21 protein-coding genes, 2 pseudogenes and 1 riboswitch are annotated in these 26,900 nt (G+C 63.5%); of the genes and pseudogenes, 12 read left to right on the top strand and 11 right to left on the bottom strand.

Annotation, left to right across the window (positions count from 1 at the left end; genetic code table 11):
- Window positions 1-46: 46 nt before the first annotated feature.
- Entirely contained in the window at window positions 47-1,168 is a 1,122-nt protein-coding gene (locus X730_RS159275; protein ID WP_023751529.1) for a DUF2336 domain-containing protein, read from the top strand.
- Window positions 1,169-1,172: 4 nt separating this feature from the next.
- On the opposite strand, the gene X730_RS159280 is transcribed toward X730_RS159275, so the two are convergent.
- Entirely contained in the window at window positions 1,173-3,239 is a 2,067-nt protein-coding gene (locus tag X730_RS159280) for an FUSC family protein (RefSeq protein ID WP_023825661.1), read from the bottom strand.
- A 102-nt stretch (window positions 3,240-3,341) separates the two neighbouring features.
- Window positions 3,342-5,396, bottom strand: coding sequence for a DNA topoisomerase IV subunit B (gene parE / locus X730_RS159285; protein WP_023825660.1), 2,055 nt, complete (start codon window positions 5,394-5,396; stop codon window positions 3,342-3,344).
- Between the two features lie 256 nt (window positions 5,397-5,652).
- Here parE and cpaB point away from each other — a divergent pair, with 256 nt between their 5' ends.
- The 10 genes and pseudogenes from cpaB (at window position 5,653) to X730_RS159325 (ending at window position 16,001) form a co-directional block, all read left to right on the top strand.
- A complete protein-coding gene (cpaB, locus tag X730_RS159290) occupies window positions 5,653-6,558 on the top strand; it encodes a Flp pilus assembly protein CpaB (protein ID WP_023681601.1) in 906 nt (301 codons plus the stop codon).
- A 78-nt stretch (window positions 6,559-6,636) separates the two neighbouring features.
- A pseudogene (locus X730_RS01000000164185) lies at window positions 6,637-8,113 on the top strand (type II and III secretion system protein family protein).
- A 4-nt stretch (window positions 8,114-8,117) separates the two neighbouring features.
- Window positions 8,118-8,384: a hypothetical protein gene (locus tag X730_RS159295; protein WP_023667602.1), complete on the top strand. Its 267-nt coding sequence runs from the start codon at window positions 8,118-8,120 to the stop codon at window positions 8,382-8,384.
- Window positions 8,385-8,428: 44 nt separating this feature from the next.
- On the top strand, window positions 8,429-9,643 hold the full coding sequence (locus X730_RS159300) for a response regulator/pilus assembly protein (RefSeq protein WP_023681597.1): 1,215 nt from the start codon (window positions 8,429-8,431) through the stop codon (window positions 9,641-9,643).
- Window positions 9,640-11,137: pseudogene (locus tag X730_RS01000000164180) on the top strand (CpaF family protein). The gene X730_RS159300 and the pseudogene X730_RS01000000164180 overlap by 4 nt, the downstream one beginning before the upstream one ends.
- A 4-nt stretch (window positions 11,138-11,141) precedes the next feature.
- A complete protein-coding gene (locus X730_RS159305; protein WP_023688292.1) occupies window positions 11,142-12,107 on the top strand; it encodes a type II secretion system F family protein in 966 nt (321 codons plus the stop codon).
- Window position 12,108: 1 nt separating this feature from the next.
- Window positions 12,109-13,074, top strand: coding sequence for a type II secretion system F family protein (locus tag X730_RS159310; RefSeq protein WP_023688293.1), 966 nt, complete (start codon window positions 12,109-12,111; stop codon window positions 13,072-13,074).
- Window positions 13,005-14,072: a hypothetical protein gene (locus X730_RS159315; protein WP_245261299.1), complete on the top strand. Its 1,068-nt coding sequence runs from the start codon at window positions 13,005-13,007 to the stop codon at window positions 14,070-14,072. Before X730_RS159310 ends, X730_RS159315 begins: the two co-directional genes overlap by 70 nt.
- 133 nt (window positions 14,073-14,205) lie before the next feature.
- On the top strand, window positions 14,206-14,676 hold the full coding sequence (locus X730_RS159320; RefSeq protein ID WP_023825658.1) for a hypothetical protein: 471 nt from the start codon (window positions 14,206-14,208) through the stop codon (window positions 14,674-14,676).
- A 161-nt stretch (window positions 14,677-14,837) separates the two neighbouring features.
- Window positions 14,838-16,001, top strand: a complete 1,164-nt coding sequence (locus tag X730_RS159325; RefSeq protein ID WP_023825657.1) for a GGDEF domain-containing protein — start codon at window positions 14,838-14,840, stop codon at window positions 15,999-16,001.
- A gap of 12 nt (window positions 16,002-16,013) precedes the next feature.
- Here X730_RS159325 and gcvP read toward each other — a convergent pair whose 3' ends face one another.
- Genes gcvP through gcvT form a run of 3 tightly spaced genes read right to left on the bottom strand, consistent with a single transcriptional unit; the run spans window position 16,014 to window position 20,316 of the window.
- Window positions 16,014-18,824 carry an aminomethyl-transferring glycine dehydrogenase gene (gene gcvP, locus X730_RS159330; protein ID WP_023825656.1) on the bottom strand — a complete coding sequence of 937 codons (2,811 nt, stop codon included), beginning with the start codon at window positions 18,822-18,824 and terminating at the stop codon, window positions 16,014-16,016.
- A gap of 17 nt (window positions 18,825-18,841) precedes the next feature.
- Window positions 18,842-19,210: a glycine cleavage system protein GcvH gene (gene gcvH, locus X730_RS159335; RefSeq protein WP_023725711.1), complete on the bottom strand. Its 369-nt coding sequence runs from the start codon at window positions 19,208-19,210 to the stop codon at window positions 18,842-18,844.
- A gap of 5 nt (window positions 19,211-19,215) precedes the next feature.
- Window positions 19,216-20,316 carry a glycine cleavage system aminomethyltransferase GcvT gene (gcvT, locus tag X730_RS159340; RefSeq protein ID WP_023735310.1) on the bottom strand — a complete coding sequence of 367 codons (1,101 nt, stop codon included), beginning with the start codon at window positions 20,314-20,316 and terminating at the stop codon, window positions 19,216-19,218.
- A gap of 149 nt (window positions 20,317-20,465) precedes the next feature.
- Window positions 20,466-20,552: riboswitch (glycine riboswitch) on the bottom strand.
- A 199-nt stretch (window positions 20,553-20,751) separates the two neighbouring features.
- Between gcvT and X730_RS159345 the strand changes: the two genes are divergently transcribed.
- Window positions 20,752-21,753 carry a hypothetical protein gene (locus X730_RS159345; protein WP_023735311.1) on the top strand — a complete coding sequence of 334 codons (1,002 nt, stop codon included), beginning with the start codon at window positions 20,752-20,754 and terminating at the stop codon, window positions 21,751-21,753.
- A gap of 151 nt (window positions 21,754-21,904) precedes the next feature.
- Here the strand turns inward: X730_RS159345 and X730_RS159350 are convergent, their stop codons facing one another.
- The 6 genes from X730_RS159350 to X730_RS159375 form a co-directional block, all read right to left on the bottom strand.
- Window positions 21,905-22,696 carry a molybdopterin-binding protein gene (locus X730_RS159350; protein WP_023822981.1) on the bottom strand — a complete coding sequence of 264 codons (792 nt, stop codon included), beginning with the start codon at window positions 22,694-22,696 and terminating at the stop codon, window positions 21,905-21,907.
- A 1-nt stretch (window position 22,697) separates the two neighbouring features.
- Window positions 22,698-23,573, bottom strand: a complete 876-nt coding sequence (locus X730_RS159355; RefSeq protein WP_023825655.1) for a cytochrome b/b6 domain-containing protein — start codon at window positions 23,571-23,573, stop codon at window positions 22,698-22,700.
- Between the two features lie 136 nt (window positions 23,574-23,709).
- On the bottom strand, window positions 23,710-24,402 hold the full coding sequence (locus tag X730_RS159360; RefSeq protein WP_023825654.1) for a DUF1345 domain-containing protein: 693 nt from the start codon (window positions 24,400-24,402) through the stop codon (window positions 23,710-23,712).
- A 21-nt stretch (window positions 24,403-24,423) separates the two neighbouring features.
- Window positions 24,424-24,897 carry a YaiI/YqxD family protein gene (locus X730_RS159365; protein WP_023691149.1) on the bottom strand — a complete coding sequence of 158 codons (474 nt, stop codon included), beginning with the start codon at window positions 24,895-24,897 and terminating at the stop codon, window positions 24,424-24,426.
- A 64-nt stretch (window positions 24,898-24,961) separates the two neighbouring features.
- On the bottom strand, window positions 24,962-25,531 hold the full coding sequence (gfa, locus tag X730_RS159370) for an S-(hydroxymethyl)glutathione synthase (RefSeq protein WP_023691150.1): 570 nt from the start codon (window positions 25,529-25,531) through the stop codon (window positions 24,962-24,964).
- A 67-nt stretch (window positions 25,532-25,598) separates the two neighbouring features.
- Window positions 25,599-26,726: an S-(hydroxymethyl)glutathione dehydrogenase/class III alcohol dehydrogenase gene (locus tag X730_RS159375; protein ID WP_023691151.1), complete on the bottom strand. Its 1,128-nt coding sequence runs from the start codon at window positions 26,724-26,726 to the stop codon at window positions 25,599-25,601.
- Between the last annotated feature and the right edge of the window lie 174 nt (window positions 26,727-26,900).

The raw sequence follows: 26,900 nt of genomic DNA, 5'->3' as shown, positions 1-26,900 counted from the left end.
CATTCCTGGGGCCGGAAGCTTTCCGGCAAGGGGCGTAGCAGGCAGTATGGTTGTCTCGCATTTTCTCAAATGGATCTACACCGCGAGAGTTTCGGAGCGCGCCGCGGCGGCAAGCGCGCTGGCCCGCGCCTACGTCAATTCCGACCTGCCTTTCGAAGACCGTTGCGCGGCCGAAGCGGCGCTGACGCTGCTGCTCGACGACGCCTCGTCGAAGGTGCGGCTGGCTATGGCCGAAGCGCTGTCGATGAGCCATCACGCGCCGCTGCAGATCATCAGCGCGCTTGCCTCCGATCAGCCGGAAGTGGCAGCCCTGGTGCTGGCGCGCTCCCCGCTGCTGACGGACGCCGACCTGATCGACCGCGTCGCGGCCGGGCACAAGGCGACGCAAAAACTGATCGCCGACCGGCCGGTCGTTTCGATGGCGGTTGCCGCGGCGATCGCCGAGATCGGCGAACCGGAAGCGTGTGCGGCGCTGCTCGCCAATGACGGCGCCGACATAGCCTCGCTCTCCTTCCGCCGCATCGCCGAGCGGCATGGCCATATCGCTCATTTGCGCGAGGCAATGGTCACGGATGTGCGGCTGCCGGCCGACTGCCGGCACATGCTACTGGTCAAGCTCGGCGAAACGCTGAAGGCTTCGCCGCTGGTGATGGCGCTGATGGGGGCGGCCAGAGCCGAGCGCGTCACGCGCGATGCTTGCGTCAAGGCTTCGGTGCGGCTGGTCGAAGGCACGCGCGCGGAGGAACATGCGGCACTCATCGAACATCTGCGCCTGCGCGGCGACCTGACCGCAAGTTTCATCATCCGCACCATTGCCCACGGCAAGGTCGACTTTTTCGGCTCGGCCCTGGTCGCGCTCAGCCAGCAGTCGGAGCAGCGGGTGCGGGCCTTGCTCGCCGGCGGCCAGGACCTTGCGTTGCAGGCGCTGTTCCGCAGCGCCGGCCTTGCCGCTTCCACCCATGCCATCATCCTGCGCGCGCTCAAGATCTGGCGCGAAGTCGCCAACGGCAAGCGCCTCGCCGGCGTGCAGGAAGTCAGCTGGCTGATGCTGAAGGAACTCGGAGGTCAATCCACTGAGGGCGATCTCGCCGGCCTGGTCAAGTCGATCCATCTCGACGCGCTGCGGGAAAACGCGCGCGGGCATGCGCTGGCGATAGCCGCGGCCTGACGCCCTAGCCACGGCCCCTGGTGAAGAAATCCGGGAAATCCTCGATCGCGGCGGCGATGATGCGCAGCCAGGCTGCGATCTGCAGCATATCCGCACCGCCGCTGCGCTCTGAAAGGCTGGCTGCATATTGCCGGGCCACAGTGACAGTTGCTGTCTGTGGATCGCCGGTTGCGCGAAAGAGCAGTTCACGCGCGAGGCCGCGCAGGAAATTGGCGATCGAGAGCGCGGTGTCGGTAGGAGTGGACGGGCTCTGCTGCGCGGCGCGCAGACGCAGGATTTCAAGGCCGACGGTAACGGCGGCGACCCCGCCGCCCAGAATCGCATCGCCTTTCCTGCCGGCATTTTGCAAGAGCGGCATCAGCTGGTTGATGCGGTCATAGGCCAGGCTCTCGAAGGCCGAACGCCGCGGCACCCGCTCATGCAGGCACAGCCGCGCCAGATCCTCGCGCATGGCCCGCACGATGCGGTTGGCCGCGCGCCATGGATCCACCGGCAGCACCACGATGAAGACGCCGATCGCCAGCAGGATGCCGACCAGCACCGACGCCGAGCCGGCGAAAAACGGGCCTGGGGCATAGGTCATCGCCTGATGCGGGCTGAGGAAGGCGAGGAAATTGATGGCAAAGGCCGTCGCCACGCCGACGGTGCGCGGATTGGCCATGCCCAGCGCCGTCGGTACCAGGATCGGCACGACAAACAGCGTGAACCAGCCGAAGCCGGGCAAAGCAGGCAGCGCGACCTGGCCGACAAGGAAGGCAAAGGGCAAAGCCAGCAGCGTTCCCTTGAAGAAGCCCCAGGACACCCGCACCGGGTCAGGCCGCGCGGCGAAAAGACTGGAGACGACGGCAACGAGGATGACGGTGCCGGCCGCGTCGGACCATTTCGTCGTCAGCCAGAAGGCGGCGACCGCCAACGTGGCAAGGCCGGCGCGTATGGCATTGCGCGAAGCCCCGGGATAATCGCGGTGCACCACCAGCGCAGGCGGCTGCCTGTTGCTCCGGCTGGGGCCCGTCACCGGTGCGCGCAGGGCGTCGAGGCCGCGCAGCACCTGCTTGAAGGCTTCGGCGAAATCGGCGGCGATGGTGAGGCGGGTTATGGTGCCGACCCTGTCGTCGCCCTGATCGGTCGAGGCGTCGGGCATTTGCCGGGCCTCGGCAATCGCGTCGAGCCGCGTCACCCAGGGCGACGTGTCGTCCAGCGCCTCGGGCGTCGCTGCCAGCTCGCTGACCAACGACTGCAGTTCGGAGCGTACCGGAATGAGCGCTGCGTTTTTCGGCGCGGCATGCGAATGCAGCGCGCGCGCCGCCGACAGCGCCGAGAGAAGCTGACCGATGGTTAGGCGGACCGGATGGGCGCGGGTGGCGAAGCTCGGTGCTTCGAGCCGGGCATAGGCGCGCATCTCGGCCAGCATCTGGGCGTCGGTGATCAGCTTGCGGTGCAGGCCGGCCAGCGTCGCCGGGTCGCCACCGGAAAAAGCGCCGCCTGCATAGGTTGCAAGGTCGAGGATGCTGCGCTTCAGCCTGGAGATAATGGCGTCAGCGGCCAGCTTGGGCAGGATCAGCCGGCTGGTCAGGCCGGCGCAGACGATGCCGAGCACGATCTCGGCGCAGCGCGCGACAGCGAGATCGACGACCACGTGCGGCTGGCCGAAAGCCGGCAGCCCAATGATCATCGCGGTATAGCCGGCAAGTGCGGCGCCATAGGCTTCCGGATTGCGCAGCAGCGACGAAACCAGCGTGCACAGCCCAATCCAGACGGATAGCGCCGTGACCAGCAGCCAGGGATTGGTGCCGAAAACCGAGGTGATGCCGATCGCCGCAAGTCCACCGGCCAGCGTGCCGAGCAGCCGGTAAAAACCTTTCGCCAGCACCATGCCGGCGACCGGCTGGGCGACGATGAAGACCGTCATCATCGCCCATTGCGGGTGGTCGAGTTTCAACGCGTAAGCAGCGAGAAGCGCGATCAGACCGGCCGAAACCGTGCGCAGGGCGAAAATCCAATCCGAGCGCGTCGGCTGCGTCAGGCCCGCCAAACTGGTTTCGAAGTAGCTCTTCAGCCGCGCCCGGATCACAAGCTGGTCTCCGTATCGGAAGTGCAGGCTAGAGCAATTCCAGGAAAAGTTTGAAACGGTTTTCCGCCCGGAACTGCGTCAAAACGAAGAGTCGGCCGGCGCTCAGATATCCAGCACTTCCGTCGCGGCGAATTCGGCGCGTTCCTGGATGAAGCGGAAGCGGGCTTCCGGCTTGGTGCCCATCAGCGCGTCGACAGCATCCTTGGTCGCCGCCACGGCGTCGATGACATCGACCCGGAGCAGCGTGCGCTTCCTCGGGTCCATGGTGGTTTCCTTGAGCTGCGCGGCCATCATTTCGCCCAAGCCCTTGAAACGGCCGATCTCGACTTTGGCGCGGCCGGTGAATTCGGTGCGCAACAGCTCGTCCTTGTGCGCATCGTCCCTGGCATAGGCAACCTTGCCGCCTTGCCGGATCGAATAGAGCGGCGGCACCGCCAGATAGAGATGGCCGCCATTCACCAGGTTCGGCATTTCCTGGTAGAAGAAGGTGATCAGCAGCGAGGCTATGTGAGCGCCGTCGACGTCGGCGTCGGTCATGATGATCACGCGGTCGTAGCGCAAATCCTCGTCGCGGTATTTCGAGCGCGTGCCGCAACCGAGCGCCTGAATCAGGTCCGAAATCTGCTGGTTGGCGGCTAGCTTGTCGTTGCCGGCGCTGGCGACGTTGAGGATTTTTCCGCGCAGCGGCAGCACCGCCTGGCTGGCGCGGTCGCGCGCCTGCTTGGCCGAGCCGCCGGCCGAGTCGCCTTCGACGATGAACAGTTCGGCGCCCGCGGCGGCATTCTGCGTGCAGTCGGCGAGCTTGCCGGGAAGGCGCAGCTTGCGCACCGCGCTCTTGCGCGACACTTCCTTTTCCTGGCGCCGGCGCACCCGCTCGTCGGCGCGCGCAATCACCCATTCCAGCAGCTTGGAGGCTTCCTGCGGATTGTCGGCCAGCCAGTGGTCGAAGGGATCGCGGATGGCGGTCTCGACAATGCGAATGGCTTCGATCGTTGCCAGCCTGTCCTTGGTCTGGCCGACGAATTCCGGCTCGCGAATAAACACCGACAGCATGCCTGCCGCCGAGATCATCACGTCTTCGGAGGTGACGATCGAGGCGCGCTTGTTGCCGACCAGGTCGGCATAGGCCCGAAGCCCGCGCGTCAGCACATTGCGAAAGCCGGCCTCATGCGTGCCGCCTTCGCCGGTCGGGATTGTGTTGCAGTAGGAGTTGACGAAGCCGTCACCGCCGAACCAGGTCACCGCCCATTCCAGCGAACCGTGGCCGCCCTGCTTCTCGCTCTTGCCGGCGAAGATTTCGCGGGTCACCTGGAAATCATCGCCGAGCGATGCCTTGAGATAGTCCTTCAAGCCGCCGGGGAAATGGAACTCCGCCTTGGCCGGCGTCTGGTCCTTTTCCTTGATCAGCGATTGGTCGCAGCTCCAGCGGATCTCGACGCCGCCGAACAGATAGGCTTTCGAGCGGGTCATGCGATAGAGCCGCGCCGGCTCGAAGGCGGCGCCCTTGCCGAAAATCTGCTCGTCGGGATGGAAGCGGATTTTGGTGCCGCGCCGGTTGTGCACTTCGCCGAGCTGCTCCAGCCCGCTCACCGGAACGCCGCGCGAGAACCTTTGGCGGTAAAGCTGGCGACCGCGCGCGACCTCGACTTCGAGATGGTCCGACAGCGCATTGACGACCGAGACGCCGACACCGTGCAGACCGCCGGAGGTCTCATAGACCTTGCTATCGAACTTGCCGCCCGAATGCAGCGTCGTCATGATGACTTCGAGCGCCGGTTTCTTGAATTTCGGATGCGGATCGACCGGAATGCCGCGGCCATTGTCGGTGACGGTCAGAAATCCGTCGGCCGACAGCTCGACATCGATGAAGGTGGCATGGCCGGCGACCGCCTCGTCCATCGAATTATCGATGACCTCGGCAAACAGATGGTGCATCGCCTTGTCGTCGGTGCCGCCAATATACATGCCGGGACGGCGCCGCACCGGCTCCAGCCCCTCCAGCACCTCGATGTCGGCGGCGCTATAGCCCTCGCTGCCGTCCTTGGTCGCGGCAGGACGCTTCGTGGCCTGCACCAGCGGGTCGGCCGGGCGCGAAGGTGTCCGAGCCGGTTGGGGCTGCTTTTCCAGATTGCCGAAAAGATCGTTGTTGTCGTCCATGCCTACCATAGAATCCGTGCCGCGAATCACCCGTCGATACTGCCACGCTTTTCGGCGCCAAGCGACGGAAGTTCCTGTTACGTTCGGGGATTAAACCCTTCTTATCCTAAAACCTTTCGATAACCAAGCCGGCGGAAATAGGTCCGTGCGGAGCGGGCGCGATTCCTGAATCTTTAACAAAGCGGCCTAGCGTCGCCTCAACAAAACAAAAGACCACGAATGTCAGGGGTTGGTTGTGAGGGGCAAGGCCATAACGATGATTGGCATCGCTGCCGTCTTCGGCGCGATTTCAATCTTTGCCGCGGATTTCTGGGTGAAAAGCCAGGCCAAGGCCGATGCCGAAGAGAAAACGGCGTCGATCCCGGCGCCCGCCGTCCCCAAGGTCGTCTTCAAGACCATCGTGGTGGCCAACGCGCCGCTGCGTTACGGCATGGAGCTTGACCGGGCGCAGCTCAGCGAAATCCCATGGTCCGAGGATTCGGTGCCGCAGGGCGCATTCACCACAGTCAATGCATTGCTCGCCGAAGGCAGCCGCGTGGTATTGTCGCCGATCGAGATCAACGAGCCGGTGCTGATCAGCAAATTGTCGGGGCCGAACGGCCGCGCGACGCTATCCAACATGATGACGCCCGGCATGCGGGCGGTGACAATCCGCACCGACGAGATCGCCGGTGTCGGCGGCTTCGTCATGCCGGGCGACCGGGTCGACGTGGTGCTGACACGCGATGCGGGCGAAATCCAGGAAGTGGCCAAGAACGCGCAGGGCGCTGCCGGATCGACCGTTACCTCCGAGATCGTCGTCTCCGACGCCAAGGTGCTGACCGTGGGGCAGGGCGCCGACGAGCGCCAGACCACACCGCAGATCGCCAATTCCGTCACCATCGAGGTGACGACCGAAGGCGCGCAGAAAGTGGCGCTTGCCCGCACCGTCGGCACCTTGTCGCTGTCGCTCCGCTCGGCCGCAGACGGAGGGGCCGCCAAGGACGGCGTCACCACCATCTCGTCCTTCGGCGGATCGGTCGCCTCCGGCGTCCAGGCCGCTGCCGGCGCGCTGTTCACTGCCGCGACCAAGGAGCCTGAGAAGCCGAAATTCAAGACGATCATCGTGACGCGCGGCACGCAGGTCGAAGAATACCAGGTTCCTGCGCGGGACCAGCAATAACTGCCGGTGGGGACCGGGCGAGGGACGGGACAGATGTCGGGACTTCATGCATTTCAGACGACGAAAGGACTGCGCCCAATGCGGGCGCTCGCGATAGCGGCTTGCCTCGCCGCGGCCGCAATGCTCGGCCTCAGCGCGCCAGCCAAGGCCGACAACGATATCGTCCATGTCTCGTCGACAACGAATGCGTCGATCAAGGTGGCCAAGGGCAAGCCGAAGACGGTCATGACCAATGCCGCCTTCTATCAGATCGTCATCGGCGATCCGGAGATCGCCAACGTCAATCCGCTGANAGACGGTCATGACCAATGCCGCCTTCTATCAGATCGTCATCGGCGATCCGGAGATCGCCAACGTCAATCCGCTGACCGACAAATCCTTCTATGTGCTGGGCAACAATCTCGGCACCACCGGCATCGCGCTGTTCGACGAGAACAAGCAGTTGGTCGGCACCGTCGACATCGAGGTGACGCTGGACACCGACCAGCTGGCCAGCACCATTCGCGCCAGCGTGCCGGACGCCAAGATCAAGGTCGGCTCGGCCAATGGCCGCGTCGTGCTGTCGGGCGAGGCCGATGACGCGGTCGCCGCCGAGAAGGCAAGCAAGATCGCCAGCCGCTTCTCCGGCAATGAAGAAGTGATCAATTCGGTCAACATCTCGTCCTCGCAGCAGGTTCAGCTCAACGTTCGCTTCGTCGAGATCAATCGCCAGGCCGGACAGGATCTCGGCGCCAAATACAGCGCCAATTTCGCTTACGGCATTGGCGGGCGCGACGTCACCCTCGATCCTGGCACGGTGCCGGGAGCCGGCAATGGCGAGATCATCGGCCGGCTGCTGTCCAACGGCCTGTCGATCGACGTCGCCATCAAGGCGCTGGAGGAACGTGGTCTCGCCAGGCGGCTGGCCGAGCCGAACCTGATCGCCCGCTCGGGCCAGACGGCAAGCTTCCTCGCCGGCGGCGAGTTCCCGATCCCGGTCTCCGAGGACAATGGCAAGATTTCCGTCAGCTACAAGAAATACGGCGTCAGCCTCGACTTCACGCCGACGGTTCTCAAGGACGGGCTGGTGAGCCTCGACATCGCGCCGGAAGTGTCCTCGATCGACGCTTCGGCCTCCTACAATATCGGCAATATCTCGGTCCCGGGCTTTATCGTGCGCCGCGCCAAAACATCCGTCGACCTGAAGAATGGCCAGAGCTTCATGATCGCCGGCCTGCTGCAGTCACAGAACGACATTACCACATCGCGTCTTCCCGGCCTCGGCAAGCTGCCGGTGCTCGGCTCGCTGTTCTCCTCCAAATCCTATCAGCGGCGCGAGACCGATCTGGTGATCATCGTCACCCCCTATCTGGTCAAGCCGGTCGATCCGTCGAAGAAGCTGCTCGAGCCGACCGACGGCACGCAGCCGGCCAGCAATGTCGACTATTTCCTCAACAACACCGAGGAAGTGAAATCGTCCGAAGCCAATCGTGCAGTGGCAATGGCCAGCGGCAGTACGGCACAGCCGGCCGCGGTCACCACCGTCGGGCATTTCCTCGACCTGCCGAAGGATTGAAGCCATGCGCGTGGAATCATGCATCGCCCTGCTGATCGCCGGCCTCGCCGGCGGCTGCACCAGCGACGACTATGTCCGCTCCGAGGGACCGACGATTGCCGCCGGCAACGCACAGGCCGCCAATACGGCCATGCAGATGGTCGATCCCTGGAAATACGGCGTCCAGAACACCAGGCTGCTGGTGCCGGCGCAGCGCAGTGAGGCGGCGGTCAACGCCGCCGACCAGGCTGCTGCCGCCAAGGCCGTGCAACCGACAGCGACAACCGATTGATTTGCCCGGTGATTTGACCGGGAATGACCTGACAGGCTGACAAAATGGCAAGCGGCATAAAGACCAAGAAAATCCTGCTGGTGTCCAGCGACCGGACCTTTGTGCAGGATACGCGCACCGCGTTCGCGGCCTCGGAGGTGATCCAGCTTTCGACCGTCGAGAAGAACATTACCGAACTGCGCGGCGAGGTCCAGGAAGCCGATTTCGGCGCGCTCATCGTCGACATGGATGCGGCAAAGCTGGAAGAGATCGAGTCGCTGCAGCGCATCATGCGCCGGCTTGAAGGCCGCGTTCCGGTGGTCGTCGTCACCCAGGAATTCAACGCAGCCGCAGTGCGTATCCTGGTGCAGCTCCAGGTCGCCGATTTCCTGGTCAAGCCGATCACCACCGCCGATCTGGTGCGGTCGGTCGTGCGCGCGCTGCAAGGGCCGGGGCGCGAAGAAAACACCGAGTCGCAGATCTATACCTTCATGCCGGCCGCCGGCGGCGTCGGCACCACGACGCTGGCGCTGCAGACCGCTTTCCAGCTGCATCATTCGGTGACGCGCGGCGCGTCGACCTGCGTGGTCGACCTCAACTTCCAGCAAGGCGCCTGCGCCGAATATCTCGACCTCGAGCCGCGCTTCGACATCACCGAAATCGAGAACCAGCCCGAGCGCCTCGACCGTCAGCTGCTGGACGTGATGCTGTCCAAGCATGCGAGCGGGCTCTGCGTGCTGGCGGCGCCAACGCATCCGTCGGAAATGCGCTCGTTCAAGACCGATGTCGTGGTGCGCATGCTCGATCTCGTTTCGGCCTATTTCGACAACGTCGTCATCGACATGCCGCGCACCTGGTTTCCGTGGACGGAAACGGTGCTGCTCGGCTCCAACAAGCTTTACATCGTCGCCGAAATGACGGTGCCGTGCCTGCGCCATACGCAGCGGCTGATCCAGGCGGTCTACGAGACGGCAGGCAAGGAAGTGAAGCCGAACGTGATCGTCAACCGTTTCGAGCAGAAGATGTTCGACAACGGCATAAAGCAGGCGGATGTCCAGGAAATCCTCGGCGAGCATTTCGTCGGCGGCATCTCCAACAATTACCGGCTTGTGCGTGAAGCGGTCGACCGCGGCGTGCCGCTGCATGAGATCGACCCGAACGCCAATGTCGTCAACGATCTGAAGAGGATCATCCTGCCGGAAGAAGCCGTGGTGACGCCGGAGAAATCGCGCTCGCTGTTCGGCATCGGCAGGGGCCTCCTGAAGAGGAAGGCCGGATGACCAGCCGCTTCTCGACCCTGCAGAACCGTGACGTCCGCGCGCTGAAGCCGGCCGAGGCGGCGCCGGTCGCGCATCACGCCGTGGTCATCCCGACGAACCGCAAGGCCTTGCCGCCGAAGCCGGAGACAACACCGGGAAAAAGCGCCAACAAGGTGCTCGATGCCCGCGTGCGCATCCACCGGCTGCTGCTCGAGGAAATCAACCTGGTCGCGCTGGAGCGCCTGCCCAAGGATGAGATGCGCCGGCAGGTGCAGGAGTTCGTGTCGGAAAAGACCCGCCAGGAGCGTATGGCGATCAACACCGTCGAACTTGAAGCGCTGGTCGATGACATCGTCGATGAGATGGTCGGCCTCGGCCCGCTGGAACCGCTGCTCAAGGACCCCGACATCAACGACATCCTGATCAACGGCCACCAGAACTGCTTCGTCGAAAAACGGGGCAAGCTGCAGCAGGTCCATGTCCCGTTCAAGGACGAGGCGCACCTGTTGCGCATCGTCAACAAGATCGTCGCCGCCGTCGGCCGCCGGGTCGACGNTCCCGTTCAAGGACGAGGCGCACCTGTTGCGCATCGTCAACAAGATCGTCGCCGCCGTCGGCCGCCGGGTCGACGAATCGCAGCCGATGGTCGATGCCCGCATGCTCGACGGCTCGCGCTTCAACGCCGCCATTCGCCCGGTCGCCGTCGACGGGCCGCTGGTGTCGATCCGCAAGTTTTCAAAGAACAAGCTCGGCCTGCACAAGCTGGTCGAGTTCGGCGCCATCACCCAGAACATGGCCGAGGTGCTGGCGGCTGCAGTCCACGCCCGCAAAACGACCATCATCTCGGGCGGTACCGGCACCGGCAAGACGACAATGCTCAACGCATTGTCAGCCTTTATTCCGGAAGACGAACGGTTGATCACCATCGAGGACGCGGCCGAACTGCAGCTGCAGCAGCCGCATGTCGCGCGCATGGAAACGCGCCCCGCCAACATCGAAGGTCATGGCGAGCTGAAGCAGCGCGACCTGGTCAAGAACGCGCTGCGCATGCGCCCTGACCGCGTCATCCTCGGCGAGTGCCGCGGCGAGGAGGCCTTCGACATGCTGCAGGCGATGAACACCGGCCATGAAGGCTCGATGGCGACCATCCACGCCAACACGCCGCGCGACGCCATTTCGCGCCTCGAGCAAATGCTGGGCATGACCGGCATGCCGATGACGGTGCAGTCGATCCGCAGCCAGATCGCCAGCGCGCTCGACCTTATCGTCCAGCTGACGCGACTGTCGGACGGCAAGCGCAAGGTGACCAGCGTCGCCGAGGTGACCGGCATGGAAGGCGACGTCATCCAGATGCAGGAGATATTCCGCTTCGTGCGCACCGGCATGGAAGCCGACGGCAAGATCCTCGGTCACTACGAGGCGACCGGCATTCGCCCGCGTTTCCTCGAGGACCTGCGCAATATGGGCATTGAATTCCCCGGCAAATATTTCGAACCCGGCCGGCCGCAGGAGTAGCCGGGTGTTCGAGAATTTCAGCCCGATCTATGTCGTCTATGCCGCGGCAGCGCTGACCGGCATCATGATCGCCGAAGGCTGCTATCTGCTCTATGCCGGCCGCAGCGACAAGCGCCTGGCTATCAACCGGCGCATGAAGCTGCAGGAAAACAAGATCAGCCAGGAACAGGTGCTGATCCAGCTGCGCAAGGAACGCGGCCTCGATTCCGGCACGTCATTCTTCTCGCCCGACCGTTTTCGCGCGCTGCGCACGCAGTCTGGCATGGTGATGCCCTTGCCGAAATTCCTGACGATGACGACGGGCGTGGCGCTGGCGATGATGCTCGTCGCGCTCTGGTACGGCCTGCCGCTGTTGCTCGCCATTTTGCTGTTTGTGGTGCTGACAGCGCTGCTGCCGGTAATTGTGCTGCGTTCCAAGCGTGCCCGGCGGGTGAAGCGTTTCGGCGTGCAGTTGCCGGAGGCGCTGGAATTGATCACGCGCGGCTTGAAGGCCGGGCATCCGGTTCCGGTGGCGATCTCCATGGTGTCGCGCGAGATGCCCGATCCGATCGGCACCGAATTCGGCGTTATCTCCGACGAGGTGACTTATGGTTCCGACCTGGTTTCGGCGTTGAATTCACTGTTTGATCGCGTCGGCCAGGAGGATCTGCCGCTGTTCGTCACCGCGGTTTCCATCCAGACGAGTTCGGGCGGCAATCTGCGCGAGATCCTCGACGGGCTGTCGACGACGATCCGCGAACGCGGCAAGCTGCGCCGCAAGGTGCGCGCCATTTCGACCGAGGGTCGTATGTCGGCCTATATCCTGACGGCGGTGCCGGCGCTGCTGTTCGCCGCCATCATGGTGATGATGCCGCAATTTTATCAAAGCGTCTGGGATGTGCCGAAGACCTGGTATCTGCTGGGCGGTTCGGTGACATGGCTGATGCTGGGCAACATCATCATGTTCAAGATGTCGAACTTCCGGTTCTGAGATGGAGCAGGTGATCCAGTTTCTTGCCTCGCTGGCGCCGACGTCGCTGATGCCGGTAGCCGCGATGCTGCTGGCATTGGGCGGCAGCGCGGTGGCATGGCCGCTGGTGGTGGCCAAAGGCGACCGCAACGATCTCAAGCGCCGGCTCAAGATCGACGACAGCAAGACTCCCCAACAGGCCGAGGTGGCGCCGAAGAAGAACCAGAGCGTCGTGCGCGAGAAGGCGGTGAAGCGGGCGCAGGAATTCTACGCCAAGAGCGATCCGGAAAATGTCGCCCGGCTGCGTATGAAGCTGATCCAGGCGGGCTATATGGAGCCGCGCGCGGTCGGCACATTCTTCCTGATCCGCTTCGCCTGCCTGGTGGGCGCAGCGATCGGCGCGTTCCTGGTCAACCATTGGATGGGCAGCGTCGATTCCACCGCGACCAGCCGCTGGACCTTCATCATCCTGTCGGGAGCCGCCGGCTATTTCGTGCCCGGCCTGGTGCTCAGCCAGAAGGTGCGGGAAAAGATGCGCGAATACCGCAACGGCTTTCCCGACTTCATGGATTTGATGATCGTCTGCTCCGATGCCGGCATGAGCATGGAGGCCGGCATCGAGCGCGTCTCGAAGGAACTGGCCAAGACCTATCCGTCGCTGAGCCAGAACCTGCAGCTGGTGTCGCTGGAACTCAGGGCCGGCCGCAGCCTCGACGATGCATTGAAGGCGCTCGCCGACCGCCTCAGCCTGGACGAGGTGCGCTCCTTCGCCACGCTCTTGCAGCAGTCGAAGGAACTCGGCACCAGCCTCGCCGGGGCGCTGCGCGTGTTCTCCGACGAAATGCGCCACAAGCGCATGTCGTTGGCCGAGGAGAAGGCACATGCCTTGCCGGCCAAGATGTCGGTGCCGGTGGTGGTGTGCATCCTGCCGGTGGTGCTGATGATCGCCGTCATCCCGATCATCGTCAAAATGACGGCGGTTCAGTAGATACCAAGGCAGTAGATACCAAGGCAGTAGATACCAAGTGGCCGCCCGGCGGCTTTCTGCGGTTACTCACTTCAACTACGCTTCGCCTGGATGTCATATCCGGCCGGTTTGGCCGCTCTCCTTCGGCAAAATCCGCAAAAAGCAAAATGAGTGAGCCGTCCATGCGAATAGTCTTGTGCACCGCCTTCCTCGGCCTCGCCGCGGCCAGTCTGTCGCCGGCCTCGGCCGCGGCCGACGATTGCGGCGACGCTGCCGCTCTGGTGCAGCAGGCATATCCCAAGGCCCAAAAGAGTGCCGATGGCGCCTCCTTCACGCTCGAACCTCATACCAGCATCGCCCAGACGCTTTGGGATGGCGATACGCCATTCGGCGTGGTCTGCAAGATCTGGCCCGCCCATGACGACCTGTTGTTGGTCGCCGTGCCGCTGATCGACAGCTCCCAATCCAGCGACGACGGGCATGTCGGCGATGTCGAGCTTCTGGTCGTCGACAGGAAGACCCGGCAGGTGCGCCAGCGCCTGCTCCAACCCGGGCTGATGACCGATGATGCCGTCGGCATCCGCGGGATCGACTTCGATACCGGGCGCTACAGATTGGCGCCCGATGTCGGCGCCTTCGGCCTGCGCATCGACATGGCAAACCATTCGCAGCCGAATCCTTTCAGTGAAACCGACCTGCGGCTCTATGCCCTTGACGGCGGTGCTCTGCGCCTGGTGCTCGACGGCATCATCGTGGCCGGCTTTGGCGGCGAAGGCGACACCAATTGCGCAGGATCCTTTCAATCCAGCCGGGTCAGCCTGGCGATGAGCCCGGCGAGACATCACGGCTATCACGACATCACAGTGTTCGAGCGGTTGGACACCGACAATCCGTCTGTCGACAAGAATGGCGAGTGCCAGTCCCATCCCGGCAGGTCCATGAAACGAACCTACCGGCTGCGCTACGACGGCAGGCGCTATCAGTTTCCGGCGGGGCTCAAGGCGCTGGAGCCGGAATAGGCTTCGGTTGGTTAATGGCTTCTGTGCCCGAAACCAAATTTTAGGCGCGTTTCCGCACTGAAGTTTAATCGCCCTGTTGTAGTCTGCTTCCTCAGAGAACGACCCGGTAAATCGGGCGATTGGGGCCAGGGGCATGCGTCACAGAAGTTTCACGGCAATGGCCGCGCTAGCGGCGGTCTTGATGGTCGGCGGCTGCACGACCGACAACGTCGACAAAACCAAGACCACATCGATCCAACCGGTGGCAAAAGACGTCAGCACCTCCGACCTTGCGCAAGGCAAGGCGCAGTTCCGCGAGGCCAATTACGGCCTTGCCGAACAGCATTTCCGCAAGGCCGTGGAACTGAAGGCCGACAGTGCCGAGGGATGGATGGGGCTTGCCGCCTCCTATGACGAACTCGGCCGCTTCGACTTCGCCGACCGCGCCTACGACCAGCTTTTGAAGGTTGCCGGGCGCAAGCCGCAGATTGTCAACAATATGGGCTATTCGCAGCTGCTGCGCGGCAACAAGAAGAAGGCGAGGGCGCTGCTCATGGAAGCAAGGGCCGGAATGGCCGACCCGAGCGTGATCAACGCCAATCTGGCGCTGCTCAACAAGGCCTGAGACTAGGGACACTCGCGTGCCGAGCTTCGCGGGACGGCAGTCGACGCTTTGTAAACCCTGTCGGCAGGTTGCTTTGAAAACCGGCCGAAAACGGTATCTCCGGCCGGTTGCATGCCTATGATGCGCCACAAATCGAAGATCCCAAAGGTTGCCGCTCATCCATGCTGGATTTCAGTTCGCTATTGCTGGCGGCTGCGCTGTCGGGCACATGCCTGAGCGTCACCATGTTCGTGATCTGGTTCACGGCGCCGCGTGCACGCTTCGTGCTGACGGTTGCGTGCGGCATTCTCGTCCTTGTCGCCCACGTCATCGTCTTCTGGCGCTACACGAGGGAGCCCAGTCCGTTGCTTTGTCAGGCAGCGTTGGCGCTGCTAAGCCTCGGTTTCCTGGCGCTTTCACTTTCGGCCATGCAATATCTTGGTGTGCGCAATTACAGCCGCGCTGTCCTGCCGGCCATGCTCGCGATCGCTGTCTGCGCCGGCGTGACCTATCTCGGTTTCGATGGTGTCGGCTTCATCCTCACCTATACGACGGTAGCAGTGCTGCTCGCCTCGATCGGGGTGATGTTCTGGATCAAGGGCGGTCAGGATCGCGGCATTCTGCTGGTCGTTTCGGCGCTAAGCGGCGTCTGCGGCGTATCCTTCGGGCTCTGCGGCGCCGTGCTTCTGGTCAAGGGCCAGTGGGTGCTCGGCGTCGCACCCGACAATTGGGCCGAGCGGTTGAATTCGGTCGTGGCGGTCGCCTGCATGACGGCTCTCGGCGCGCTGACGCTGTCGCTGCATCATCTGCAGGCACAGATCGAACTGAAGGCCGAGACCCTGACCGACCCGTTGACCGGTCTGATGAACCGGCGGGCTTTGAACTCGCTCTATCGCGAGCGCGTCTTCGGCCCGTTCATGTCGGTCGCCATGTTCGACCTCGACCACTTCAAGCGAACCAACGATGTCTATGGCCATCCCGTCGGCGATCGGGTGCTCTGCCGTTTCGCCGCAGTCATCAAGAAGTATGACAGGGTTGGCGTCGACGCCTTCCGGCTGGGCGGCGAGGAGTTCGCGTTGGTCATGTCTCGGATGACCGAAGACAAGGCCTACGATTTCGCCAGCAGGATCGGCGTCGCCTTCGGCACGGAAGTGGTGCCGACGCCGCGCGGGCCGTTGCGCAGCAGCGTCAGCGGCGGCATTGGCTTTGGCAAGGAAGACGGCAGCAGCCTGGATGAAGTGCTGGCCGAGGCCGACCGGGCGCTCTACGCGGCCAAGAACGCCGGGCGAAATCGCGTGCTTGTCCTCAACGGCAAAGCCGACGGACCGGCCCTGCGCTCAGCCTGACAGGCCAGAGTGTTATTCGGCGGCGCCGAGATATTCCGACAGCGGCGGGCAGGAGCAGACGAGGTTGCGGTCGCCGGCGACATTGTCGATGCGCGAGACCGGCGGCCAGTATTTGGCCGCTGTATCGACATCGCCGGCGGGGTAGGCCGCTTCCAGCCGCGAATAGGGGTGGGTCCACTGGCCGGCAAGGGTTTCGGCCGCCGTGTGCGGGGCATTGACCAGCGGGTTGTCCTCGAGCGGCCATTCACCCTTCGCCACTTTCGCTGCCTCGCCGGCAATGGCGATCATCGCCTCGCAGAACCGGTCGAGTTCGCGCTTGGGCTCGGATTCGGTCGGCTCGACCATCAGCGTGCCGGCGACAGGGAACGACATGGTCGGCGCGTGAAAACCGTAATCGATCAGCCGCTTGGCGATATCGTCGACGCTGATGCCAGCGCTCTCCTTGAGCACGCGCGTGTCGAGGATGCATTCATGCGCGATGCGATCGTGCCTGCCCTTGTAGAGAAGCGGGAAGTGCGGCGCGAGCCGCGTCGCCACATAATTGGCCGAGATGATCGCCGTCTCCGTCGCCTGCTTCAGGCCGGCGGCGCCCATCATGCGGATGTACATCCAGGTGATCGGCAGGATGGAAGCGCTGCCGAACGGGGCAGCGGACACGGCATGCGCCGAACCTTCGGTGACATGACCCGGCAGATAGGGTTTCAGATGCGCCCTGACGCCGATCGGACCGACGCCCGGACCGCCGCCGCCATGCGGGATGCAGAAGGTCTTGTGCAGGTTCATGTGGCAGACATCGGCGCCGATATCGGCGGGCCGCGCCAGGGCGACCAGGGCGTTAAGGTTGGCGCCGTCGAAATAGACCTGGCCGCCATGCTCGTGAATGAGACCGCACAGGTGGCGCGCGCCCTCTTCATAGACGCCGTGCGTCGAGGGATAGGTGAACATCAGGGCTGCGAGATTCTTCGAATGCTCGTTGGCCTTGGCCCGCATATCGTCCATGTCGATATTGCCGTCCTCCAGGCAACGCACGACGACGACGCTCATGCCGGCCATCGCCGCACTCGCCGGATTGGTGCCATGCGCGGACTGGGGGATCAGGCAGATGGTGCGATGGCCTTCACCGCGCGCGCGATGATGGGCGCGGATGGCGAGCAGACCGGCATATTCGCCTTGGCTGCCGGCATTGGGCTGCAGGCTGACGGCGTCGAAGCCGGTGATCTCCGCCAGCCAGCCTTCCAGCTCGCCGACCATGGCGCGATAGCCGGCCGAATGGCTGGCCGGCGCGAAGGGATGGAGGTTGGCGACAACAGGCCAGCTGACCGGCATCATTTCGGCCGCCGCGTTGAGCTTCATGGTGCAGGAGCCCAGCGGGATCATGGTGCGGTCGAGCGCCAAATCCTTGTCGGCTAGCCTGCGCAGCAGGCGCATCATGTCGGTCTCGGAGTGGTTTTCGCGGAAAACCGGCTGGGTCAGAAACTCCTTGCCGCGCGGCTTGCCGGGCATCGCGCCGGCCTCAGTAGCGCCGGACTTGGCGCCGAACAGGGCGGCGATAGCCTCGAGATCCGCCTCGGTCGAGGTTTCGTCGAAGGCGATGCTGATGCGGTCGGCATCGATGACGCGCAGCAGCCGGCCACCTTTTTCAGCGGCAGCGGCGATCGAAGCTGCCTTGCCCTTCACTTCGGCCGTCACCGTGTCGAAACGGCTTGAGCCGAGCACGGAAACACCAGCGGTTTTCAGGCCTGCTGCGAGGCCGTTGGCGAGCTCATGGATGCGGGCTGCGATCGCCTGCAAACCAGTGGGGCCGTGCCAGATCGCGTAGGCGGTCGCCATGTTGGCAAGCAGCGCCTGCGCGGTGCAGATGTTGGAGGTCGCCTTGTCGCGGCGGATATGCTGTTCGCGCGTCTGCAGGGCGAGGCGATAGCCGGGACGGCCCTTGCTGTCGATCGACTGCCCGACGAGGCGGCCGGGCATCAGCCGGGTCAGCTTGTCGGAGACGGCGCAATAGGCGGCGTGCGGGCCGCCAAAGCCCATCGGCACGCCAAAGCGCTGCATCGGGCCGACGGCGATGTCGGCGCCAAGCCTGGCCGGCGCTTCGGTCAGGGTGAGCGCAAGCGGATCGGCGATGAAGACGACCACGGCGCCGGTGGCGCGAGCCTTCTCGATCGCCGCCTTGTGGTCGCCATAGACGCCAAACGTGTCCGGCCAGGAGACCAGCAGGGCGGCGGTGTTGTCGTCGATGGTCTCGCCATCGATTTCGATGCCGAGCGGCTCGGCGCGGGTGCGCACGACGTCCAGCGTCTGCGGATGCGGCGTGCCGGCCAGCGCCACCTTGGTGCGCTTGTCGCGATGATGGCGCAGCGCGATGCCGACCGCTTCGGCCACCGCCGTCGCTTCGTCGAGCAGGGAGGCCGAAGCCACCGGCAGGCCGGTCAATTCGGTAACCAAGGTCTGGAAGTTGAACAGCATTTCCAGGCGGCCCTGGCTGATCTCGGCCTGGTAGGGTGTATAGGCGGTGTACCAGGCCGGGTTCTCGAACAGGTTGCGCTGAATGACCGGCGGCACATGGACGCCGTGATAGCCGGCGCCGATGAAGCTCTTCAGCACCCTGTTTTTTGCCATGATCGCCGACAATTCGGCCAGCGCTTCGGCTTCGCTGGCCGGCGCGGGAAGGGTCAGCGGCAGATCGAGGCGGATCGACTGCGGCACAGCCTGGCTGATCAGCGTCTCGACAGAGGGAACGCCGATCACGGCAAGCATGGCTCTGACATCGTTTACATCAGGACCGATGTGGCGGGCCGAGAAGGGGGTAAGTGCTGCGCTCATGGCAATAGGTCCTGATATCAACCGATATGGGCTTTGTAGGCGGCCTCATCCATGAGGCCTGCGAGTTGGCCTTCGTCGGCGAGCATCATCTTCCACAGCCAGCCGTCGCCGGTCGCAGCGGAGTTGACCAGCGACGGGTCCGAGGACAGCGCGCCGTTGGCGTCGGTGATCTCGCCGTCAACCGGCGCATAAACATCGGAGGCCGCCTTGACGGATTCGACGACCACGGCGGTATCGCCCTTGCTGAGCTTCGTGCCGATTTGAGGCAGCTCGACGAAGACGAGATCGCCAAGCTGTTCCTGCGCATAGTCGGTTATCCCGACGGTGGCGATGCCTCCCTCGACGCTCAGCCATTCGTGATCTTGTGTGAAATAGGTTTTTGCCATCGGAATTATCCTTTGCGGTAGCGATGAGGAGTGAACGGCAAGGAACTGATATCGACCGAGATTTTCGTCCCGCGAACATCGGCGAAGAGTTTCGTGCCCGGCTTGGCCAAGGCCGTTGACACATAGCCCATGGCGACGGGATGGCCGGCCGAGGGGCCGAAGCCGCCTGATGTCACGTGGCCGGCCGGATTGCCGTCGGCATCGAACAAAGCAGCGCCGGCGCGCACCGGCTGGCGGCCGTCCGGCTTCAGGCCGACGCGCTTTTGCGACGACCCGCGCTCCAGGATGGACCGCAGCGCATCGGCGCCGATGAAGGATCCGCCGGCGCGGAGATCTTTGGGGATCGCCCACATCAGGCCGGCACTCGCCGGATCGATCTCCGGCGTGATGTCCTGGCCGTGCAGGCACAGGCCGGCCTCCAACCGCAGCGAGTCGCGGGCAGCAAGGCCGATCCACAACACACGCTCGTCCTCGAGCAGTTTCGTGACCAGAGCGCGCGCATCCGCCTCCGGCAGGCCGATCTCGAAGCCGTCCTCGCCGGTGTAGCCGGAGCGGCTCATGAACCAGTTTTGCTTAGGCTCGATGCCATGCATGAACAAGAGTGAGCCGGTCTCGATGCCGGCGCGGGACAAGGCAGCCCAGGCTTCCGGCCCCTGGATCGCCAGGAAGACGCGGTCGAGCGCATCGACTTTGACGTCGAAGTCCGCGGCCAGCGCACGCAGATGCTTCTCGTCCTCGACCGCATTCCCGGCGTTGGCGACCACCATGAAGCGCTCGGCGCCGAGCCGGGTGACGATCAGATCGTCGATGATCCCGGTGGCCTCGTTGAGGAAGAAAGTATATTTGGACTGTGAAATCTCAAGCGCGCCGGCATCGAGCGGACTGGCGCGGTTGAGCAGTGCCGCAGCGCCCGGTCCGCTGACAGCGAACAGCTTCATATGCGAAATGTCGAACAGGCCGGCATGTTCGCGGGTGTGAAGGTGCTCTTTCATCACGCCGGCCGGATAGATCAGCGGCATAGACCAGCCCGCAAAGGCGCCAAAGCGTGCGCCGGCGGCGGTGTGCAGATCTTCGAGAGGAAGGTGTTTGGTGTCGTCGCCCGTCATGTCATCTCCAGAGTCGCACGCAATCGGCCGCTGCTGGCGACCAGTCCGTGCCCCTCTGTCTGAAGCCTGAGAGACTCGCGCAACCGGAACTCTGTCGGCGACGCTTACACCTTCGGCGCGGGGGCAAGCCCCGACTTTCCAGAGTGTCTTTCCCGTCTACGGTTCTTTTGCCTGAGAGATTTCGGGCGATTTCCCCTTCGGCGGCAGCTCGCGCTGCTCTCTCCCGCAAACAGGTAGGACTCAAAACTTAAGCCCTCGACGCGCCATCCATAGCTTGTCGGCGACACCTTGTCACCTGCCAGCGACACGTAAAGCGCGTCGTCTTTACAGTCTTCGCTAACCACGCCGTTTGCCGGTTTTTCAAGACAATGGCGATATTCTGGGCTGACGGTTTGGCCGGCAATTGCGTTGGGCACGGCGGATGGGGATTGACAGATGGGCGAACGGATCGGGAGCGCGCCGGTGGCGGGGCTGGCCTCGAAGGACCGCATCACGGCGGAAGATGTCGTCATGCTGCGTCGCGAAGTGTTCGCTGACGGCGTGGTGACGCGCGGCGAGGCTGAAGCACTGTTCGCGCTCGATGCGACAGCGACGGACAAATGCCCGCAATGGCCTGAATTCTTCGTCGAGGCCGTTACCGACTACATCGTCCACCAGGAAAAGCCGGCAGGCTATATCTCTGAAGACAATGCCGGTTGGCTGATCCAGACCATCTCGCGCGACGGAATGGTCGACAGTGTGACCGAACTGGAGCTGCTGGTGCATGTGCTGGAAAGGGCGAAATCATCGCCCGGCCGGCTCTCCGCCTATGCGCTCGAGCAGGTCGCCAACGCGGTGGTCGACGGCAAGGGACCACTGATGCTCGGCGGCGCGCTGGTTCCCGGGCTGGTCGCCAAGGCAGAGGTCGATCTGTTGCGCCGCATTCTCCATGCCTATGGCGGCGACGGCAACATCGCCATCACACGGGTTGAGGCCGAGGTGCTGTTCCAGATCAACGAGCAGACCGCAGCGGCCCACAACGACCCGTCCTGGAACGACCTGTTCGTCAAGGCGCTCGCCAATTTCGTCATGTGTTCGGCCGGCTACGAAGCGCCGACGCGCGATGTGGCGCTGCGTCGTGACAGTTTCTTGGACCAGGCCGAGCCCGAAATTGGTGGCTTCTTCAGCCGCATGGTGTCGGGCGGACTGGCCGGCATCATGGAAGCCTATCGTTCGCCCGGCGATATCGAGGCCGAATGGGAGTCGAAGAACCGTGCCGCCGAGGCACTCGCGCGCCGCGCCGAGACGATCGACGCCAGCGAGGCGAAATGGCTGGCCGATCGCATCGGCACCGACCGCCCGCTGCGTGACAATGAACGCGCGCTGCTGACGCTGATCAAACTCGCCTCGCCGGAGATACATCCGGCGCTCAAGCCACTGCTCGACAAGGTTGCTTAAGCCGCGCCGTTTTCTGCGACCGTTTTGCAGAGGACGATATTGGAGTGTCTTCAGGCCAATCGCCAAGTTCGGCCACGCGCTCGAAACCGGCTTCCTCAGGCAAGCTCGGTTCGGTCGGAGTCAGATCGTGCTCGGTCAGAATGCGAGGCCATCAAATCCCGCCATACCAGTCATAGCCATTGTCTTCCCAATAGCCGCCGCGGCCGCCGCCAATATTGGCAAAACTGTCGACGAGCTCGATCTTGTAGAGATACTTCGGCATCTTGTAGCCGAGCTGTCGTTCGACGCGCACGCGCAGCGGCGCGCCGTTTTCGACCGGCAGCGGCTTGCCGTTGAGGCCGTAGGCCAGGATCGTCTGCGGGTGGCGGGCATCGATCAGGTCGATGGTGCCGTAATATTTGATTTCCCCGGAGAGGCTGCGATCGATCGTATCGAGGCAGTGGAACATGACATAGCGGGCCTGCGGCTTGACCACAGCCTGGTCGAGCACCAGCGACAGCGGGGTGCCGGTCCATTTGGCGATGCAGCTCCAGCCTTCGACACAGTCGTGGCGGGTGATCTGCGTGCGGCTCGGCATGTTCTCCAACTGCTCGCGGCTGAGCGACAGCGGCTTTTCGACCAGGCCCGTTACCTCCAGCCGCCAGTCGGCGAAATTGTTGGCGAGCAGGCCCTTGTAGGTGTCATCGTCGGGCGCGGTGACGCCGTTCGGCCGCTGCGGCTGGCGGATGTCGGCCTCGGTGAATTCCGGCGCCAGAGCATCGCGGCCGGCAAGCCAGCGTTGCGCGCGGTAGGTCAGGCCATTGGCGTTTTCGAGGAAACTGCGCAGGCCATCGCCCATGCCGAGCTGGCTGTCGAAGGCATCGCAGCCCGACAACATGATGCCGGAAACGCCGAGGCCGGCACCCGTCAGGAACTTTCGGCGGCTGATCGGGAATTTGGCCATCTCACGCACTCCTCTCGGTGTCGCCATGCGTTGGCGGATCCGTGCGGTACCAGCCGGTGATGATCGAGCGCAGTTCGTTGATCGGGCCGGCAGCGAGGATCATCATCATATGGACGATGAAAAAGCCGACCAGCAGCACCATCACCGTGAAATGGATGGTGCGCGCCGTCTGCCGGCCGCCGAGCACTTCGTTTAACCAGGGCAGCACCGAGTTCATGCTCGGTGACATGGCAAGGCCGGTGATGATCATGAGTGGCAACAGCACGAACAGCACGCCGCCATAGGCTATTTTCTGCAGCGTGTTGTATTCGCGTGTGTGGTGGAACCTGAGCTTGGCGTGCTCGATGATGTCCTGCGGCAGCCGCTTGAGATCGTCAAGGCGCGGCGCCAGATCGCGGCGCAGATGGCCGTTGACCAGGCTGGCGACCAGCCAGACGACCAGGGTGGTGGTCAGTATCCAGGCGAAGAAGAAATGCACGACGCGGGCGGTGCCGAGATCGTAATAGGACGGGATCGTCGCCCAGGAGGGGAAGGCGCGCGAGGTTTGCTGACCGGCCGGGCCCGACCAGCCGAGCACGCCGGTGGTGTCGAAGCGATGGCCGAAGATTTCGGTATAGCCGCGCGGGCCGGTGGCGGTGTTTTCGGCGCCGATGGCAAAGACGGTGTTGTTGTACTCGAAGCCGGATTGCTTGCCGATGTAGAGCTGCGGCCGGGCATTGAAGATCTGCAGGCCGGACAAAAGCATGAAGAACAGCGAGATCGCCCACAGCCAGTGCGTCAGGCGGGTCCAGCGCGATTGCCGGTAGATCAGCGTCGCATCCTTCGTTGAGGCGGCATCGACGCCTGCGCCGGGCTGACTCACGGTAATGGTTTCCATCTTTTCCTCGCCTCCGGCTGCGCGATCCTGGGATGGCCGCGCTCGTCCTTGTCCTCCCAATACGTCGCTATCGAAAGCGATGTTTCATGCGGTCACGTTTTTATTACGGGCACGGGTTTATCGCGGGCACGGATACTCAATTGCCGAGGCTCACCGCGAGATTGACGACGGCGGCGACGATGACGGCGTTGAAGAAGAACGACAGGATCGAATGGACAAGCACCACGCGGCGCATATGCGAGGTCGTGATCGCGGTGTCGGCGGTCTGCGCGGTCATGCCGATCACCGTCGCGAAATAGAGAAAGTCCCAACCGTCCGGCCGTTTGCTGCCGGGAAAATCGAGGCCGCCGACCGGTATCTTCTTCTTGGTTTCGGCATCGATCGCGTCGCCGTCCATCCAGTAGACATGCGCATAGTGGAGGGCGGCCATGGCATGGATGGTGAACCAGCCAAGCGGGATCGACAGCATGGCGAAGCCGAGTTCGATGGGGTCGCGATCCTTGTGATTGATCAAAAGGAACAGCAGGACAATGGCCATGGCGACGATGCCGAGCGTGATGGCAAAGATGCCCAGCACTGGGAGGTCCAGTTCGCGCGCGTTCTTGCTGAGATAGCGGCCGGACAGCAGCGGCATCTTGGCGATGACGAGCGCGATGAAGACGACGAAGAAGGAATCGGCGGCAATCGAGATCGAATAGGCAAGCCGCGTGCAGACGGGGAGCGCTCCAATCAAAGGCAATACCGCGGCAAATACGACCAGACCGACGGCTAGCGACACAAAGAACTGCTTGTGCCGCTGCAAGGGGTTATTCGGCGATGTGTCGGCCATAGCCCGACCTCGGATGATGCTTCACGTCTGGTCGGGTGTGACGGATTTCAGAGCCCGCCGCAAGATACGGTCGAGCTCACCCAGGAAACGCGAGCGATCCTGTGGCGCAAAGCTGGCATTGTAGCCCTTGCTCTCGCCGGTTTCGCGCAGATGCTGCTTCAAATCGCGCATTGCAACCGCCATGCCGATGGTCTCCGGCGTGAACGGCCGGCCGGTTGGCCCAAGCACATGCGCGCCGAGCCCCACGGTGCGAGCGGCAAGCGGGATGTCGGCGGTGATCACGATGTCGTTGGGTTTTGCGTTCTCGACGATCCAATCGTCAGCGGCATCGGCGCTTTTAGAGACGACGACGTTGCGAATCATCGGATCGCGCGACGGACGCAGCCCGCCATTGGAGACGTAGGTGACGACCACGCCATGGCGCTCGGCGACCTTCTCGACCTCGGCTTTCACCGGGCAGGCGTCGGCGTCGACGTAGATGGCGGGTGCGGGCATTATCTCTCCAAAACGGACATGGGGCCGGCATGTTACCCGGCCCCATGCCAGAAATCTCGTACCGTCAGGCCGGCAGCGCGCCCGACTTCTTCGCCGTCCAGGTGGCTATGTAATCCATCAGGCCGGGGTTGAGACAGTCATAGGGTTCGAGGCCGATCGATTTCAACTGGCCGCGAATGCCGTCCATGCGCTTGGGGTCGACACCGGATTCGATGATCGACGAGACGAAAGCGGTGAAGCCCGGCGGTGACCAGCCGTCTTCCTCGAAGCGCTCGGGATGGATGAAGGACAGACCCTTGAACGGATGATCGCGCTCGACCGGGCCGTGCATGTGGACGCCGCAACCGGTGCAGGCATGGCGCTGGATCAATGCTGCCGGATCGACCACCTTCAGCTTGTCGCCATTCTCGGTGACGGTGACGTCGCCAGTGCCGGCGACCGCCACGACCGAGAACACCGCGCCGTCCGGTTTCCAGCATTTGGTGCAGCCGCAGGCATGGTTGTGGGCGATCTGGCCCTTGACCGTCACCTTCACCGGCTTGCTGGTGCAGGCACAGACCAGTGTGCCGCCGGCAAAGCTTGCGCTTTCCTTCGGCAGGCCATTGTCGATTTTCGGATGCAGTTTCTCAGGCATTATCTTCCTCCCTTGTTGAACCCATGCAACTACAGTCGCTGGCCCTTCGGTCGGCGGCTTCTTCTCCTCAATAAACGACGACGCTCCTGATCGACTTGCCCTCATGCATGAGGTCGAAGCCCTTGTTGATGTCTTCCAGCTTCAGCAAATGGGTGATCATCGGGTCGATCTGGATCTTGCCGTCCATGTACCAGTCGACGATTTTTGGCACGTCAGTGCGGCCGCGTGCGCCGCCAAAGGCGGTGCCCATCCAGGTGCGGCCGGTGACCAGCTGGAATGGCCTGGTCGAAATCTCCTGGCCGGCGCCCGCAACGCCGATGACGACCGACTTGCCCCAGCCGCGATGCGAGGCTTCCAGCGCCTGGCGCATTACCTTGGTGTTGCCGGTGCAGTCGAACGTGTAGTCGGCGCCGCCGATCTGGTCGGCACCGCGCTTGGTCATGTTGACGAGGTGGGGGACGATGTCGCCGTCGATCTCCTTCGGATTGACGAAATGCGTCATGCCGAACCTCTCGCCCCATGCCTTCTTGTCGTTGTTGAGATCAACGCCGATGATCATGTCGGCGCCGGCCAGCTTCAGGCCCTGGATGACATTCAAGCCGATGCCGCCTAGGCCGAAGACCACGGCGGTCGCGCCTTGCTCGACCTTGGCGGTGTTGATGACAGCGCCAATGCCGGTGGTGACGCCGCAGCCGATGTAGCAGATCTTGTCGAAGGGGGCCTCGGGGTTGACCTTGGCCACCGCGATCTCGGGCAGCACGGTGAAGTTGGAGAAGGTCGAGCAGCCCATATAGTGAAAAATCTTGTCCTTGCCGATTGAGAAGCGCGACGAGCCGTCCGGCATCAGGCCCTGGCCCTGCGTGGCGCGGATGGCGGTGCACAAATTGGTCTTGCGCGACAGGCAGGACGGGCACTGCCGGCATTCCGGCGTGTAGAGCGGGATGATGTGGTCGCCCTTCCTGACGCTAGTGACGCCCTTGCCGACATCGACGACGATTCCGGCGCCTTCATGGCCGAGGATTGCCGGAAACAGACCTTCGGGATCGGCGCCCGACAAAGTGAACTCGTCGGTGTGGCAGATGCCGGTCGCCTTGATCTCGACCAGCACCTCGCCTTCGCGCGGTCCGTCGAGGTCGACCTCCATGATTTCCAGCGGCTTTCCGGCGGCGACAGCGACAGCGGCGCGGGTTTTCATCAGGCAATTCCTCCCAAGGCGATTGGTCTTCAGGCTTTCAGGGTTTTTATACTGTTTCAACCCGATTTGGCGACCAAATATGGCGCAAATCTTGGCTCAGTCGTCGGCGAGCCCAACCTTCGCCCCTCGGCACGGGCCTGGCGGGCAGGGAGTGTCTTGATGGGTGCGCTGCCG

This window comes from Mesorhizobium sp. L103C131B0, assembly GCF_000502275.1.
Taxonomy (GTDB): domain Bacteria; phylum Pseudomonadota; class Alphaproteobacteria; order Rhizobiales; family Rhizobiaceae; genus Mesorhizobium.
Note: the sequence above shows the minus strand (reverse complement) of the source record. Positions and strands in the feature narration are given on the sequence as shown.